At 63.9% G+C, this 17,897-nt stretch carries 3 protein-coding genes (1 of these 3 running past the window's edge); all 3 read right to left on the reverse strand.

The features are described from left to right. Tightly spaced (each overlapping or abutting the next), the 3 genes in view from ACICHK_RS42780 to ACICHK_RS42790 form a layout consistent with a single transcriptional unit that may run on beyond the window. Positions 1 to 17,069, reverse strand: partial view of a hypothetical protein gene (locus tag ACICHK_RS42780; protein WP_406841729.1) — the 5' portion only. It extends 15,832 nt beyond the left edge of the window; 17,069 of the gene's 32,901 nt are visible here — the first part of the coding sequence; the start codon lies at positions 17,067 to 17,069; the stop codon falls past the left edge of the window. Next, positions 17,070 to 17,420, reverse strand: a complete 351-nt coding sequence (locus ACICHK_RS42785) for a hypothetical protein (RefSeq protein ID WP_406841731.1) — start codon at positions 17,418 to 17,420, stop codon at positions 17,070 to 17,072. Beyond that, positions 17,417 to 17,866 carry a YbaB/EbfC family nucleoid-associated protein gene (locus ACICHK_RS42790; protein ID WP_406841733.1) on the reverse strand — a complete coding sequence of 150 codons (450 nt, stop codon included), beginning with the start codon at positions 17,864 to 17,866 and terminating at the stop codon, positions 17,417 to 17,419. The genes ACICHK_RS42785 and ACICHK_RS42790 overlap by 4 nt, the downstream gene beginning before the upstream one ends. Positions 17,867 to 17,897: the final 31 nt, after the last annotated feature.

The raw sequence follows: 17,897 nt of genomic DNA on the forward strand, positions 1-17,897 counted from the left end.
CCGTCATCGTTTACTGCGACAGAAAGCGCGCTCCCAACGTACCGTCCGGGCTCCGCGCTAAACCAATCCGCAATGTAGTACTTATTTTCAATATCATCTTCTACATGATCGATTTCGATACCCAAATTAAGAGGGCCATTCGCCTCATAAGGTTGAAGGGTGATTTCGCCGGTGCTGTAGATAACCTCACGGCCGGTTTCGGCAACTGCGTTCGCCAGCTCAACAATGGCGGCACCCATGTTGGGGACAACGAGCACAATCGGGGCCCCGGGCACCCAAGGCAAATTGAGATCACTGGCAATCAGCTCGGCCACCTTGGCGGGCGACCACGACGTCACCGTCCGATTGTCAAACCGGACAATGACGTTACCCGGAACCTCTACATCCCCTATCGCCGCGAATACCTGCGTGTTTTCCGGAAGCAGGTGTTCCTGCTCCAAAGCGTATTTCGGCACGCCCACACGCCCAGTCATGTCAAAGCTGTGCAGCCCGCGACCGAGGGTTTCGGCGATCCGTCTCATCTCACCCATCGGGTAATTACCCGTCAGGTCGAGACCACGTATGCGATTACCGTCGTGGAAATAGGCAATTCTCACCCGAGGCGGTGGCGGAGTCTCGGCTTGCCGACGCTCACGACCCTGCCTGGGGGTGCGCTTCGCTCCGCCACCTTGCAATTTTCCCCGCGAACGCAATGGCCTTCCCGGCTCAGGCTCCATGGCCTGTAGCCCAAAGTCCGCCGCAAGGTTGCTGGCTTCCTCGCTCTCGGGTCCGTGCTCCTTGACGGCCACAGCGACCAGATACACCGCCTGCCACTCCCGCGGCAGTTGATTCAACGGTGCACCCAACTCATCGATGGCCGGCGGCAGCAGCCCCACCGTGTCGGTGACGAGATCCTTCGCGCGCATTCGGTCGGCTTCGCTGAACTCACTCCAGCCGTGCTTGCCCCATCGAACCTCCGCAGCGCGGACCTCGTCGGCCAGCACCCGGCCCGACACCGGGCGCGCAGGGCCTGCGCTCGAAGGTGTCTGCCCTGTCGGCCTGCCCGCAACCTGCATCGGCGATTCCGCCGATCTCACCGCATCGGAATCGTTTGACGCACCAGCCTCCCCTTCTACCAACCTGTTTTCCGTGTGCCCCGAGAACGTCGAGGGGCTCGCTTCCGCCACGGCCCTGTCGAGCATCGGCTCTACCACCTTCACCGGCAACAACCACAGCCGGCTGCTCGGCGTCGCCAGGAAAACGCCCGACGGGGATAGCGATGGGGTTCCAGCCGGGTCTACGGCGCCCGGGTCTGGCGACGGCGAAGAAGCACTCGCAGATCCCTCGCCCGGCGTCGACGCGGCCACGTCCACTCTGGGGGTGGTTGACCGGGACGCCTGTCCGGATGCCGCGGCCTCCAGGTCAGGCCCGTCCGATGTCGTCTCCTGGCTTCCTTCCGCAGGGTCGGCGACGAGACTGGAGGCCCCGGCCGGGACGGACGAGCCCTTGCGTCCCCATGCGGCCGCGGCTGCGGCGTTCAGGAATTGCGATGCCGCATCCGAAAGACCGCCCAGGCGCGCAATGAGATCTTCACTCGCATCGTGGTGGCGGATGAGGTCGGCCAGGGGCGAGGCAGATCCGTTGTCCTGGAGGACCTCGGTCACATCGGGCTCTGGGACTGTACGGAAGGTCGCCGGATCGGTAGTTCCTCGCCGGTGTCGAGGCCGGGTGATCGTGTTCAGCCTCGGCTCATCGGGTGCAGCCATCGCCGAGTAGTGGTTGTACCCGTTGTAGTGGATATAGAGGGAGGGCTCTTCCGTTCCCGTACCGAGGTTGTGCACGAAGGTCTCGCGGGCATCCGTGCCGTTGTTCTGAGTGGCACCGAGAATCTCGCCCAGAGCCGGGCCAGCAGCCTGTGTCACCGGATCGAAGAACGGTGTGGTCCAAAGACGCTTGTCGAGAATGGTCATGGCGACGATCTCGCTGACGCGCATCGCGTTGAACGACCGACGATCCAGAGCAACTCCGCGCAGACTGGGATACCGCCTCATCACCTCTTCCCAGAGGGCATCACCCTCGTCTCCAGCCAGTCGTTCGGCTGTCAGGTCCAGCAGATTGCGTCGATGCTGAGCAGCAGCCAATCCATCAGCGAGCGTTGGGTCCGCTGCCAGGTCGGGCCGGAAGTCGGGCAGAAGCTCGCGTACCGCTGCGGACGGCAGGTCGCCGATGATCCCGTGGTCCGCCTGGGGCAGGAGTGCCCGAAGGTGCTTGCGGTACTCGCTCTTGCTGATTTCCGCGTCGATCAGATCCTGCTGCTGCGCCGTCAGCGGCGGGTACCCGGCAAGGTTGAGGAGATCACGCAGCGTTGGTGTCGGGATGTCACTCAGCAGTACGTCGGCAGGCCGGCGCGTGGGATTTGCGCCACCGTCGACGGCGGCGCGCATGTCCGCGCCGAGGGGGCCCACGAACCAGTCATGGACTCTTTGACGGACATCCGCAACGGTCATCCTGCCCAAGGCGTCGTCGGGCAACTGCCACGCAGCGGAGGCAATCAGAGAGGTGAAAAAGCAGTCACCGTCTCCTTCGACCTCAAGCACACTGAAGTTGCGGCCGTTCACGACGAGTTTGCGGGTCTCCCGGCGTTCCTTCATGGCGACGTCCGAGAATTTGTCCTTGATCCACGAGGGGGTCAAGAGGAGTTCGTGCGGGCGCTTCGGGTCGGCCCCCGGGACGGTTCGGACCCTGCCGGAGAGTGTCCTGAACGCCATGTCAGCTGCGGAGAGCGGGGCGGTTTTACCGGAGCTCGGCTGGGGGGCCGGGTCCTGGCCGAGGAGGGAATCGTGCAATTCCGGGAGCGCCGTCGGGACGTCGTTGTCGGAAGGTACTTCGGGCGAGGATTCGGCACCGGTGACGGCGGCGGGTGATGTGGCAGTTTCGTGCAGGGAGCGCACCGGGTCCGGGACGGAGGCCTCAACCTCCGAAGGGATGTCTGTCCGGGGCAGGCTCGGGGCCGGGGTGGCTTCTGCCTCTGGCAGGGACTGTGTCGCCTCGTCGCCGCGGGCGGGTATGGCTGGCTGGGTGCGGCTGGATGCGGTATCACCCTCCTCAGAGACGGGGGCAGGATCGGGGATGATGGCTTCGTCTGTGACGTGGAGGTCCTGGAGTGGGTGGCTCTCGGTGCCTCTCGGAGCACTGGGGTCAACGCCAGAGTCGGCTGCGCCCTCTGTGGCCTGGGGTGGGTCGATGACGACTGCTTCCGGGGCCTCGGGCGCGACAGGTCGCAGTGCCTCGATGGCGTCGACCTGTTCTTTAACCAGGTAAATGGTCGCCGCATCGCCCTCGACGAGACACTCGATCACGGGTTCCGACAACAATGGGTGGCTGTGACGCAATTCGAAGCGCCACAGTATTTGGGGCACTGTGGTGCGGACGACGGTGCGCTTGTTGGTCTTGTCGCCAGTTTCCCGGAGCGCCCCCACTGCACCGGGGCTGATGCTGGTGGCTGTCTTGACTGCTAGTTCTCCGATTACGGCGGGAGTCACGTGCTGGGGCGCCAGGGGCCGGAACTTCAGTTCGTCGCCTGGGGGCGGATCCTCGACATAGCCCTCAGGGACATGGTTGGTCGGCTGCGTCTCCTGGCGGAGAGTCAGCTCAATCTTGTGGTTAACCGCTGAGCTCTGGAAGGCGGATGCCGAGAATTTGGTGCTCCCGAAATCCTTTATGAGACTTCCGATGGGATTGTCGGGCCCCGGACCGAGTTCAACGCGACTCCCGTCAGGCCTGCGGTCGGCCACAATTCCGCTGAACTGAACACTGATATGGAGCGTAGCGGGAACATCATAAACAGAACCCGGCAGAGTCAGAGGGACCTTGAGGCCATTTTCCACAAGGTCAAGGAGTGCCTCCCTTAGGTAGGTGGGGCTCATAATGGTGTCGATGGTTTTTCTGACAGCCGCCATACTTCTGAAGAAGGAGGCCCCGGAAATCGACCTGTCATAACTGTGCGCGGCATCAGTGACGAGCTTGTCGATATGACCGCGCATTTCCGATATCCCGGCTATCGCCCCGACGTACGCCTCCCTCAGATGGTCGGAGGTGAGCGGTATGCCCTGGTAAAGCGCTGCAGCGTAGGCAGGACGCTTGGTCACGACCGGAGCGGGGCTAGGCGAAACGGTTTTCGACCGGACGAGCGGTGCTGGATAGGCGAGGACGACACCTTGGGTGAAGCGCTGGCTGGGCATGGTGATCGGTTTGCCTTGGCGTCCGATCCAGCTGCCCAGGATGGGCAGGCCGCCGAATGAAGCGGACAGAGCCCAGTTCACCCGCGCCTTGGCCGTGAGCTCAATATCGAAGGCGAATTGCCGGAGGTATTCGATCTCCAGCAGGCCTTTTGTTTTCTGGTTCGTTCTTTGGTTGCCTATTCCCCTGGCCTGGCTCTTTTTGCCGGTGTATGTGATGTTTCCTGCAGCGGCCTGACGCTCGTCGAAGCGGTCAAGGTTGTTGTGCGCGTAAGTCAGTCCGAAGGAGAACTGTCGGTCCACCGCATCCGAGATGCTTTCGCCAGCAACGGCGTAGGCCGTGTTTTTACGCTCGATGACATGGAGGTCGGGTGCTGGTCCCAGGTCAGTCGGTGCGCTCAGGCGCGCTTGAAGGTCAACCTCTACCTCTACGGTCCCCGTGAGGTTCCGGTAAGGAATGTGCACGGTCATGCCGTGGATGAGTTCTTCGAGCAGGGCGCGTGTCGTCCTGGTGGTCGCAATCTTCCACAACTGTTGGCGGACTGCCATGAGATGCTCGGCAGCCAAGTGCGGGCGCAGCGTCTCGACGGTGCCGTCGACGAAAGATCTGAGGTCTGGGACCTGAAGCACAAGCCCGTGGTCGATGCCGCTGCCGTTCAGTGGTGCTACCGGAGGCTGCAGCTGAGAAGACTCGGCTGGTCTGACGGCGGGCTTCGTAAGCGGGTTCTCCAGTTCGGAGGCTGCGCTTTGAGGCATCGCGACGAGCAGCTTGGTGTCGACTGAAGTTGCGCGTGGGGATTGTTGGATTCCACGGAGTGAGTGGAAGGGGTGCAGTGAATCCTGGGCAAGGATCACTGCCGTAATGGTGGCCGTTCCTTGTCCTTCGTACCAGTTCTGACGACCGATGTGGATGTCCACCGCATCGACACGGGCGCCAGTCTCCTTCGTCGTGGACTGGCCGGGGTTGTGGGCCCAGCGCAGTCCAGGGAGCACGCTGCCGTTCTTGTGGACGTGACCCTTTTCGGCAGCTGTCTCCTTGTAACCTGCGGGTTTTTTTTCGAGCGTGAGATTGAGGCCCACGTTGCCTGCAATGCTCGTGGCCAGGCGCGGAATGCGCTTGGTGGTGGACAGCGCAGCGTTGGTTGAGGCGTGGTCGTAGTGATAGCCCTGGCTGACCGGGCCCCTGTGGTCGAGGCGGCGGCCGAACCTGATGCCAGCCCTGAGTTCGACCCAGATCGTCCGGCCGAACGTGTCCGTGGGAAGACGGCGAGTGAAGAAAGGGTAGGTGGCCGTTCCGCCTGGCTCGGTGTCGACGTAGTCACGCGCATGGTGAGTAAGCCCCACGAGTGCATGACGAAGACTGGAGAGGTCGTGGGGCGACAAAGACGTGACACCTACATCGCCCAGCGCTTGCCTGGCGGCCTCCATCAGCGGCGCCGGATCGAGGAGGACGAGGGTGTCGTGGGAGAAGCGCTCGCCCTCCCTCAGGTCGAGAGGACGTCGGGTGAAGGGACTGTAGACCCTGGTCGACTGACCCGACCGGGAGTCGTGCCGGGTCCCGAAGTCCGTCGTGGGGTGGAGTGCGCCAGTGACGGGATCCCTCTCCTGCAGAAGATCCTCCGGGACCAGCAGGGTGATCGGCAGGTCGAGCGGTTTCGTCGAGGCCTGTTCACGAACTTGCCGGAAGCCGTAGGCGGTGGATCGCTTGCGCTCCACAGTGATGACGAGTGTGGCCGAGCCGTCGAGCAGGGAAAGGTTCTCCGCGCCGGCGCCGGATCCGCCGCCGGCGCCAAGGCCCGCGCTGGTGTCGGTTCCCCAACCGGTTGCCAGCCCTGGGTTGGCTGTGGATCCGAAACTTTGGACGTTGAAAATCTTGGGGCTGAACGAGAAGTTGCCAGGGAGGGGAACGCGGACTCCGACCGAGCCAGAGGCGCCTCGGCTTTGAGCGACGGAGGAGGGGCTGGAGAATTCCCCGGAGTAGACCTCTGCCTTGCCCTCCAGGGCCCGGACGTGGGTGAAGTCTCTGTTCAGGCTGGCCGATATGGTGACAAGGGCGCTCGTATTGCCCAGCTTCAGAACGACATGAAGCTTCCTTCCCACCATTTCGGGAAGCGTTCCTGCCAGGTGGCCGGCGCCGAGAGCGAGTTCGAGTGATCGAAGGTTGGCGAACTGGTCCTCACTGACTGTCGAGGCAGCCGCCCTTTCCGCGGGAAGAAGGTCCGGATGGTGTAGCCGCACCAAGTCGACAGCCTGGGCAAGAACCGCGTGGGCAGCCTCGAGGTCGCGCAGTCCCACCACACGGCTGAACGGCGGCATCCAGGTGGCGAAGAAGTCTGGAAGCTCAAGGTGCCGACCAGGCGCCCGACGTGCGATCACCGCCGGGGGGAGCTCTACATGTTCCCCGTCGACGACGAGGCCTGTCGTAGTGGCGCCCGGCGCAGACTGGATCACCCGGAAGTCGCCCGGGGAGTCGCTCGACTCGCTTTCCAGGGCATTGACTGTTTCTTGGCCGACCAGCTCCGTGGGTCGCTTCGGCGTTATTGAAGAAGCGGGCCGCGGAAGCAGTCCGAGCGCCTCAGCCTCGTACGCAAAAATGCGCAGTACCACATTGACGGGAACTGCCTGCTGGAGCCCTGTGCGGTGACTGGTGACAAGGATTTGCCCCGTGTAAGAGACCTTTGTCGTCGGCTGGAAGACCGGGTTGGCGAACTTGGTCTTGCGCTGTTCCACCGCGTTGAGTTGTTCGCTCTGCAGACTGTAACCCACGTGGGCGCTATAGCCGACAGGCACCTGCGGCGAATAATCCCATATGCGATACTCGAGTTTATTGTTGACATCAACATCAACGAGGCCGTAGCCGTCCCCATGATAGGAATTCAGGCCAGTGCCTAGAACGGTGGTGTCGGCCGTATCGGGAAGCGTCTGATAGTCAATCCCTTCCGCTCTGGGGTTGCTCAGCGTCAACCTCAACGACACGGCCTCGAATTTACCGTTTGCGCCAGGAAGAGGAAGAGGAGGTGACCAGAGCTCACCCATCGCCATAGCTCTCAGATTCGAAAGCAATGAATCGGGCTCCGTAAATTCTCGCAGCACCTGGTGAGCTGGATCGAAAACATCAAACTGACCGGTGACGCGGAAGGCTGCGTTCTGAACGTCTCTAACGTTCGAGATAGAATGGGGCCATGCCTGCTGGGGCAAATTTTGCGGAGACCCCATCGGCTTCACATCTGCCCCGGGTCTCATGGGCAAATTGGTGTAGCCGACATGCGAACCGGGAAGACCCAACGAACGCCCGAACTGATGCATCGATTTTACCGGCTGCAGCAGTCCCAGAAGGCGGTTGTTGCTGGGCTCCTCAGCACCGCTCGGGTCCCAAGTACGGGCCGTGGCGCTTGTGACACCCGCGGGTGCCCGCCGACGACGGAGCTCCTCCCTGGCGTAGCGAACCACCACACCATTTTTCACGAGACCATTCCAGATGTCAGGCCTGGCGTTCGGGCGCTGAACAACAATGTGCAGCACTACATCCGTCTGGAAAGCTGCAGCCCGGTAGGAGGAATTCTTGGCATGGTGCATCTCATTCACAGTCAGACTGGCGGCACTCCCCCTTGTGTGTGTGACGCTGGCAAACGTCTCCTTAAATGAGCCGCCAATATTTTTGACAATACTGCTCGGGGCCACAGCCTGCAATACACCGAGAGCAGCAACAACGTAAGCAAGTCGACCTCCCCGGTCGCTGCTGCTGCTGCTGGAAATCGGATACGCTGTCTCCAAAAACTCCTGGACACGAGGCTCCGGCTTGGTAAGAAACTTCCTATATTCCTCACCGAGGTCACTGAGATCCGTCACCGCATTACCCTGCGGACCGGTCAGCTGCTCCCATTCACCCATCTGGGCACTAATATGAACGGCAACATCGGGGCGGAGATACAGCATGACGCCCGTCTCCACCACAGTGGACCACCGCTCGGTAATCAGGTCTTCTCTGATCAACTCCCGCAGATCGCCAACTGATTCTGGTACAAGAATTCCGACCTGTTGGCGAATCGTATCGATAAGCTCACTGTTGGGCAGCTCGACCGTCATCGGAGCGCGACCACGCGGCGGTGCGAAAATGGATTCAGCATCGTCGGCGTCCATCGCGGCAAGTGCGGCCCGCAACTGGCTCGCAGCACGCTCCCGAGCGACGTCGTCATTCGTCGACGGATCCTCAGCCTGAGGGTCAGGCCCCTGCTGCCCTCGGACACCTTGTTCCATCTGTGTACCTGCGGTCTGAACCCCAGCGTCCACCACGTTCTGAACGTCCGTGGCAATGTCAGTGGCTTCGGGAGTTTCACTGACGGCGCGGACAGAGGACCGGTCCCCAGCCTCCTCGATCGCTTCGATGTCCTGGTTCAGGATCTCGGGAGTGAGGTCGTCTCGAGAGGCCTGCGGGACGTCCAGGCCCACCAGCGCGTCAGTGGGGACCTCGCGCTGCGAGGCCGGGTCCGGTTCCGCATCAGCCGATGTAGTACCGGTCGCGAGGGGGACCGGTGTGGTCGGCACGACCGGCCCTGATTCGACGACAAGCCTTGTCGGAGCGACTGGAGGCGTGGGAGACGGTACTGCAGACTGATCGGCCCCGTCACGTGCGGTCTGGTTCGCGTCCGGGGCAGATACCTCCTGCACCTGTATCCCCTGCGAAACGTCTGCCACGTGATCGTGCTGCCCATCGGCGACAGCATCGACGGTTCCGGTGGATGGCTTGGTAGCAACCGGGTTGCCCATCACATTTCCGTCGGCGTCGACCACCGTGGCGACCGCGCCAGAAACGTCGGTCGCCGACGCGACTTCGACGACCGCATCAGCCTGCGCGGCGTCTGTGGTGGAAGCCAACTGCACACCGGATCCGTCCGGGAAGTCAGTGGCGTCCGTCGGCGAAGCCGGCTGTGGGTTGTCCTCGACTACCGACGGCGTACGGTCCGCTACAGGACCGGGTGGCGACGGCGCAATGGAGCTAGAAGAACCGCTGGCCAGTGGCTGTGGCGCGAGGGCCGTCAGTTCGGCGGCATCACTGTCCTCTGGGCCCACGGCAGCAGCGCCCCCGACCCTGCGGTCGGGAGCGAGATTCCATTCCCTTTCGGCCTCACGGGCGATGTTCTCCGCCGTCAGCACATCTCCAGCTGCCAGCGCGGCGTTGATTCGCACAAGATAGGCGTTCCTGGCTGCTCGCTCAGCTTCGGCCTGGGCGTCCGTGCCGATGATCAGATGCCAGCGCAGCACGCCCGAAGCGATTACGGCCTGCGTCTCAGTCAGACCGGTCCGCGCGTCACGCGGAGAGATGTCCGTCGTCTGAAGAACATCGTCGGCATCAGCAGCCTGGGGGCCTGGGAGAGTGCCCTGATTGGCGAGCGTGCTGGGCGGCGGCACGGTGGAGCCCTGATCCAACCAGGATGGGTCAGCCGCTAGATCGACAGCTTCACTCAAACCACCGCCATTTGCCGGCATGTAAATGTCGGCATCCTCCTCATCCCTCTCTTCCCTGAGGGAGCCCAAAAGGAGGTTGAGATCAATGTTGTATCCACTAATGACGCTATTGAGTGCCTCATCCACGGCGTGCAGAGCGTCGCGGGCTTCATCGACACCACCATCCGCCGACAGACGCCGCTGCCGTGCCAGAGCGTCCTCATACACGTAGGCACGCACACGCCGCATCCCCAGAAGACGCATCACATCCGAGACCACTTCCTCGGGCAGGCCCTCCAGAGCCGGCGGGACCATCAGCGGGTCCCACGTCGGCCAGGGGTTCAACGTTTCGTTCGACGTGGTGTCAAGGGAGACTGTGCCCGCGTTGGGGATGGTGGGCGTTTCCGGACGAACTGGGGTGCGCTCCTGGCCCAAGGAGGGGCGGAGCAGCGGCGCAGCGTTATCCGTGGCGAGGCTCAGTGCCACATCGCTGTCGGTCAGGGACACCAGGACGGAGTCGAGATCCAAGCCATGTTCGTCCAGAGCAGACTTGATCTTGCCGTCGATGTCCAGCAACAGGTCCCGGGCCTCCGCAACCTTCTGACCCGTCTGATTGGCTGGTGCTCCTGCATTCTGACGGAGGGAAAGTGCGTCTTCGTAGCTGCGCTGGGCCACCTTCCTGTCCAGCAGGAGATTCATCACCAACTGGCGGTCGTTCGTGGGCAGGTCCTGAAGAATCAGCGGAACGCCTGGATCGGCTGGGTTCGTTGCATTCCTCGCTGTGGCCGCTGGATCGGATGCCGGAGCCGAGGCTGCGTCCATGGGGAGTTCGGACGTTGTTGGTGATGTGCCTTGTTCCTGGGCAGGTGACGTGCCCAGGTCAGCCTGGTGGCGGTTGTCCTCGAGCGAGTTCTCGCCGAGGTCTGTTTGGTTGGTCGTGTCGCCGAGCGTGCGGGGACGGTTCTGACCGTCCTGGGAGACCTCGTACAGACGGCCGTCGTGCCACACCGGCTTGTTCTTATCACCGGTTTCGGTCTTCACCTCCACCACGGCCCGACGCCGCCGATCCTGCAAGGTGCCCGACTGCCCCTTCGGCAGCACCGTCTCCATCGACGCCGCCCGGGATACCAGGTTGACGGTCACCTTCGCCTGGGACCCGTTCAGGGCCGGCAGCAGCAGTCGCTCGATCTCACGAGCCCGCAGCATCCCGATCGAACGCGGACGCTCGTCACCAGCCGACCACATCGTCTCGTTGCCACCAGCAGTGATCGTCACCACCGGCATCGGCAGACCACGCGCGGCATTGACCGCCGCCACCTGCCTCACATAACGCGCCAGGTCCTTGACCGCCTGCTCCTGCTCCGGGTCACGCCGCAAACTCGTCGACTTCTGACCAAAAGCAAACACCTTCACAGCCGCCACACCATCCGGACGCGCAGGCACCACCCCACCCGCCGGCACCACATCGACACCAGATGGTGAAACAGTCTCTACGCGCCTGTCTGCTGTGATGTGCAGCGCATCGTCAAGAGACAGCAGCGCGGCCGTGCCGAGGTCGCCGTACGGGCCGAGAACCGAGCTGATCTCCTCCTCGGCGTTATCGATGTCTTTCAGAACATCAGTTCTCAAACCGGACAAATACCTGAGCTCGGACTCCAGATACGAGCTGATTGCACCAGGGACCTGCGCCTGCTCCCGCAGCTTGCCCATCTCGGCGTAGACCTCGCGCGCGGTGCGCAAGAGCTTGATCCTGCGCTGCTGCAGACGCTCCACGTGCAGTGCGACATTTTTGGGCAATGAGCTGAGGGTGGCACGGATGTCGTGGGCCGCCGCGCCTGCGGCACCCTCAGGTGCGACTTCCAGGCTGACCGCTGTGGCCGGTACATCAACGTCAGCTGCCTCCCCATCCCCCACAGCGTCTGACTGGGCAAGCGGTCCTTCGCCGGTCTGGACGTCGACAACGCTCCGCCCCGCCTCAGCACCAGAATCTGCTTCAGCAGCCTCCGTCCGATCATCAACCGGCAGTTCCACAACCTGTGACGGCAAAGCAACAGGCCGCGGAATGACGCTGCTGTCTACCTGGCTGCCATCCGGGCGCGCGTCAGGATCAGGCAGGTCTGTGGTCGATTCGTTCCTGCTGTCAGCCGGGAACAGCAAGGACTCGATAGTCACGTTGTGCCCGGCAAGGAGTGCAGTCAGTTCACTGTCGAGGGTGTCCAGCGCCTGCTCAGCTCTGCGGCGCTCGCTGACCGCTTCGCTGGACAGAGGCACAGCCGACGGTCCCGGGATGTGGTTCTGACCAGCAGTCTTCTCAAGGTGCAGCTGTTCTTTCTCGAGTGCCTTGTACAGGTCGGATTCGAGTGTCCTGCGCCGCTGCAATAGGTCCATCACGAGTGGCCGGTCAGCTGCCGGGAGTGCAGCAAGGGCCGAGGAAATCGTCGGTTGAGCCATATCTTCCGCGACGACCATTGAGCCGTTCTGTGGCGTGTTCGAGCCGACGGCGTCTGCTGTTGCGCCGGTGTCCCAACCGGTCGGTGTCGCCGACCGCGTTGGCGAAGTTTCGCCCTGGGACCGCAGATCCTCGAATTCAGTCTGGCCCGAAGGTGTCTCGCCGAGATCTGTTTGGTGGTTGGTTGTGTCGGTGGCGGGGGTGTCGCCGAGCGTGCGGGGACGGCTCTGACCGTCCTGGGAGACCTCGTACAGACGGCCGTCGTGCCACACCGGCTTGTTCTTATCACCGGTTTCGGTCTTCACCTCCACCACGGCCCGACGCCGCCGATCCTGCAAAGTGCCCGACTGCCCCTTCGGCAGCACCGTCTCCATCGACGCCGCCCGGGATACCAGGTTGACGGTCACCTTCGCCTGGGACCCGTTCAGGGCCGGCAGCAGCAGTCGCTCGATCTCACGAGCCCGCAGCATCCCGATCGAACGCGGACGCTCGTCACCAGCCGACCACATCGTCTCGTTGCCACCAGCAGTGATCGTCACCACCGGCATCGGCAGACCACGCGCGGCATTGACCGCCGCCACCTGCCTCACATAACGCGCCAGGTCCTTGACCGCCTGCTCCTGCTCCGGGTCACGCCGCAAACTCGTCGACTTCTGACCAAAAGCAAACACCTCCACAGCCGCCACACCATCCGGACGCGCAGGCACCACCCCACCCGCCGGCACCACAACAACGCTTCGCCTCACACCACCGTCCGTCGCGGTGACGACCTCATCGACGGGATCGGTAACTGGCCCGTCCGCAGACTCGGACGGCAAGGTGACTGGCCTCAGAGGCGTGACGTTCTCTCGGTTGCCCGTGTCCGTGGCATCGCCAGGCACACGCTTGTACAGGACACCTTGATGCCAGGCCTCGTCCGAAGTGGTGGTGGTTGCGATGGTCACCACGGCGCGACGCCGCCGTTCCGGGTCCGAGCCCGACTGCCCCTCCGGAAGATGTGTGTGCATGTCGAACCCTGCGGAGACCACCCTGAATTGCACAGGAGCGTTCGACGCGTTCTTGTTCTGCGCGCTTAGTGTCTTCAACTGCGCAGTCAGCAGCGCCTCGATCGCTCGAGCGCGGCGCATTCCTACGGTCTGCGGATGCTTGTAGTTGGCCGACCACATCGTCTCGTTGCCACCCGCGGTGATCGTCACCACCGGCGGCGGCAGTTCACGCTCGGCGTGGCTCACTGCCAGGTTCCAAATATGCCTCGCCAACGTGGCGATCGCCTTAACCTGCTCCGAATCGTTCCCAAGCCGCGTCGCGCCCTGCGCGAACGCGAACACTTCCAGGCCCGCCACACCGTCCGGGCTCACGGACATCTCCGCACCCGCCGGCGCAACGACAATGCCCTGGCCCTCAGCACCAGCGGCGTGCTCAGGGACGGTCGGGCCACGGCCACCTGGTGTTCCGGTATCCAGGTCAGTCGTCGTCGCGGTGTTCAAAGGCGCGACATCGGTCTCAGGCTGACGGGCAGGGGTGTAGGTGTTGTCGGACAGGTCCAGGTGCAGTGTGCGGCGGGTTGCCTCGTCTCCGGACAGGGGCTCGACTGTGACCTCGTTGCCGCCGATACGGATGACCAACCGGACATTCAACGCGCTCGCGATCAGCAGGGGGAGGGCGTCCCCCTCATCGAAGACAGCGGTCGGATCATTCGTCCAGGCCCGGCTCGTCGCGACGGTCCGGTGCAGGGCTGAGTAGTCCGCGAGGCCCTCGAAATGCTCCCGGACGAGATCTGCATTTTCGTGCATCCACTCAGCGACGTGGGTCCGTAGCCACAGAGCGTGCGCGGGCAACGGTGCATGTCCGGACAGGATGTTGACGCTGTGAAACAGGCCGTCTCCGTCGTCGGGCACTCCAGCCACGGGACGGGTCGCAGCCGCCGCTGGTAGCACTTGATAAGCGCCGAACTCCCGGATCTCCGCCACTTGAGCGTCGTCCGGCAGTCCCGCCTCAATCGGCTGTCCCTGCTCATCAAGCCAAGCAATACCCTCGGGCCGTGCAACAGCCCGATACGACCGCAGTTCATCCGAGGTACCAGGGCTGGGCGACGTGAAATCGACCACGGTCAGAGCCCCGAGGCCTCGTGCGGTAAGTCCCGCCTCTACCCAGGCGGAGGCTGGCGCACCGTCAGAAGGCACGGGACCTGGCGTCCCGGAGCCGTCCAGACCACTCCAGGCGTCGACAGATTCGCCCGAGACATCCTGAAGCGTGTTCCCAGTCTCGTCCGTCTGCTGTGTCGTCGGCCTGACGGACGCAAAGGTCGTCGAAGGCACCACACTGGGAAGGTCGGAGCCAGATTCAGTCTCCCTCTGGGCTCCGCGTATATCGCCAGCGGAGCCCGGGTCAACGTCGGGTACGCCCGTGCTGCTGGTAGAAACCGGATCGAAGGCTGCTGAGGACGAGCTCTCGGTGGGAAGCGGGAACGCTGGTGCTCCGCCGGGGAGGCGGCCGTCGGCAGGGGCGGGGGCGGGGAGGGTGACGCCGAGGCGGTCGAGGTCGCGCTGCGCCGCGGTGAGTGACTGCTGTGCGGTGATCCGGCGGGCGCGGGCGTCGGCGAGCGGGTCGCCTGCGGAGGGGCCGGCCTGGTCCATGGATTCCTGGGCGATCGCCTGTTCTGCCTCCAGGGCACGGACCAAGTCACCACGGGCGGTGACATAGGCGTTCAATGCCTCCTCGACCGCGGGGTCGGCCGCGGGTGTGGGGTCGTTGTCGCTGGGTGCGGGCCTGCTCGTGTCCGTGTCGGGTTTGGCCTGCTGCGCGGCGGGCGAACCGGCGGCGTCTGCGATGGTGGCGATGACCGGGCCGGTGAACTCATCGTCGCCGTCGCTGTAGTAGCCGTCGCCGGAGTCGTCATCGGTCTCGGACCCGAACAGCGAGTCCCGCTCCCACTCCGAATCACTGTCACTGTCAGCGTCGGTGTCGGTGGTCTGGTCGTGAGACCCGTTTGTGCCGGGAGCCGTGGAGGAGACCGTACTCACAGGCTGCGCGGGCCCGGACTCCGACATGTCCACGGCGTCGGCTGTCGTCTGCCCGCGCTGCAGGTCCGCGCCGGCCGGGGTCGTTGTGGGGGCTTGCGCTCCGGCAGTTCCGGGCAGGGGTGTCCCCGCAGCCGCAGCACCCCCGGTCGCTGTGGGTGAAGCTCCCATCGAAGTGGCAGCACTGGTCGTGGCCACCCGGCCCGGACCACCCGCCTGCACACCCGCACCCGCACCCGCACCCGCACCCAGAGTGCTCGCAGGACCGGCAGCGGCCGAACCCGGCGAGTTCGCAGCCGCAGCGCCGTTGCCCGGACCCCCGGCAGCGGCCGGGGAGTTCGGTGACAGCACCGACTCCGCCGCCCGAGACAGGCCCCCACCCGACCCACCCGTAGCGGGCTGCGCCGTCGCCGATGCCCCCGACCCGTGAACGCTGTCCGGCACCCCGCTCGTCTGGGTGGACGGCCCCGCGACACCCGGCACACCAGGAACACCGGGCAGGCCCTGACCGTGCGCCACCGACGGCACATCCAGGTCCAGGTCCTGGCCGTGGGGGCCGTGGACCGTGGTGTCCGGCACCTGCACACCGTCCTGCGGCCCGCCCGAACGCCCGCCACCCCCAGTAGCGGCCGTCCCTACGCCGGCACCCGCGGACGACCCCACCCCCGACAAACCCTGCCCGCCCCCGGCCCGGCCCGAGCTCCCCACACCCGCACCGGTTCCCGCGCCGGTCCCGGTGCCGGTGCCGGTGCCGTTGCTGGTGCCAGTGGTGGGCTGGCCGGTGCCGAGGCTCTGGGGCGAATGCAGCTCCCTCACCAGCGCAGCACCCTGTGTCACACCACCGATGGCGCCCCGTTCGGACAGGCTGCTCAGTGCCGCCCCGCCCACGGTCATCCCAAAACCGTCGCCGAACGCACTGCCCGTCGCCAGATTCGCAAAGCCCGAGCCCAGGCCCTCCGCCGTGCCCTCCGCAGCAGCCGAGTTCGCCAGCCCGCCCACCGCACGCACACCCGCAAGATCCTGCGCCACCTGATTCCGCGGACCCCACCCCGCGGAACCCCCCACCCCCGAACCACCCGTGGAACTCTTGCCCAGGCCCTTGCCGGCCGCCCCCGCACCCACACCGGAGCCCACACCCCGACCTACACCCGCCGCACCCGTGCCCGGCAGATTCCGCACCGGGTTCGGCACCCCGCCACCCGGCCCCCGGCCCGACAACGGACCGAAACCCTTCCCCAGCCCCTTCCCCACCCCCGGCAGCAGCCCGTGCAACGGACCATGGAAGAAACCCGTCAGACCACCCGCAAGACCAGAAATCCCGATCGACTTCCAGTCCACCCCCGACGGACGCAACACCTTCGGCGCATGCTTCGTCAACGCAAGCCGCACCAAAAGATCCTGAACCATCTCCTCGATCGCCTCGGAGATCGTCGGCATCGCATGTGTCCGCTTCATCAGCAGATCCAAATACGCCAGCATCGCCGCCCGCGCACGCGCCTGCGCCAACAACAAACGCGCCGAACCTGCACCCCCGCTGAAAACCGACAACACTGTGGCGATCATCAGCTCAACCATGAAACGAACCAGCTCCGCCAACAGCTGGCACTTCGTCTCATAAATATTCTTGGCCGTCTCGATCCGGCCCCGGCCCACATCCCGGGCATTCTTCCCGTGGGCCCGGAGATAACCCCCGCCGTCGCCCGAGGTCAGCTCCCCCACGATCGACACATACGCACGCCCCGCCGACCCCGGCAACGCCCCACCCGCCGACCGGACGGATTTCTCCAAATGGTCGACCAGCTTGTCAACATTATCTGCATGACCCAGCAAACCCTGCCCGCTCAGCAAAGCCTTCACCACATCGGCGCTAGGCGGGCGCTCACCAATCAGGAGAACAAAAACCCCAATCTGCTCGTCGGTAAAATGAAGATCGTACATTTAGTGACGCCCGGAACCCGACTCGTGGATCGCATCCACAATGCCCGACTGCGTCCCAAGAATATTCTTCACACTCGCGATCGTACCGTCTACCGTCAGCTCAAAAGCCTTCCCGATAGCCGACGCCGTCTCGATCAGCGACTTGTTCTCCTTGCCCGTCCTCTCCTTCAATTTCTGCGCGTATGAATCATGCGGATCCTCCCCGTACCACGCACCCAGAGAATGAATCCCATCAAGCAGATTACCGAAAGTCTCGATCAAATCCTTCGACAGAGACCCCACCTCGAGCGACGCAGCATGAACCTGCGCAGGATTCGCGTCGTACGCACCACCACCCGACACCCCACTCACCCCTCCCCATCCTCAATAATCTCATCCCGATAAACACGACCGCCCGAACGCCCCCCAGACATCGACTCCCCGCCCTCCAAGACCTCCGGACCGAAAACCCTCTCCCACTGAAAATCCATCAACCCAAACTCCTCCAAGGTCCGCTCACTCTCAGCAATCTCGGAGAACGTGGAAACGACCTTACGTGCCATTATCTGGCGGCCCTCAAGCGCGGCGTCGAGAATGGAGGACGACAGTTGCGAGCCTGACATAGACCGATACTTGTCTCCAAGGAAGCGCAGCCCGGTCAGATCGCCCTGCGCCCCTACGGTGACCTCGACGGCCAGGTCCTTGGACCTGATGGTGACCGACGAGGTCTTCAACTCTTTCTCCGCCCGCTGAACAGCTTTTTGGGTTGATTCAAGCTGCTCCATAGCTTTTACAAGCTTTTCACCAATTTCATCCACGCCGTATCGCCTCTTTCAGAAATGCGTCTGT

This window comes from Streptomyces sp. AHU1 (genome assembly GCF_045343905.1).
Taxonomy (GTDB): domain Bacteria; phylum Actinomycetota; class Actinomycetes; order Streptomycetales; family Streptomycetaceae; genus Streptomyces; species Streptomyces triticiradicis.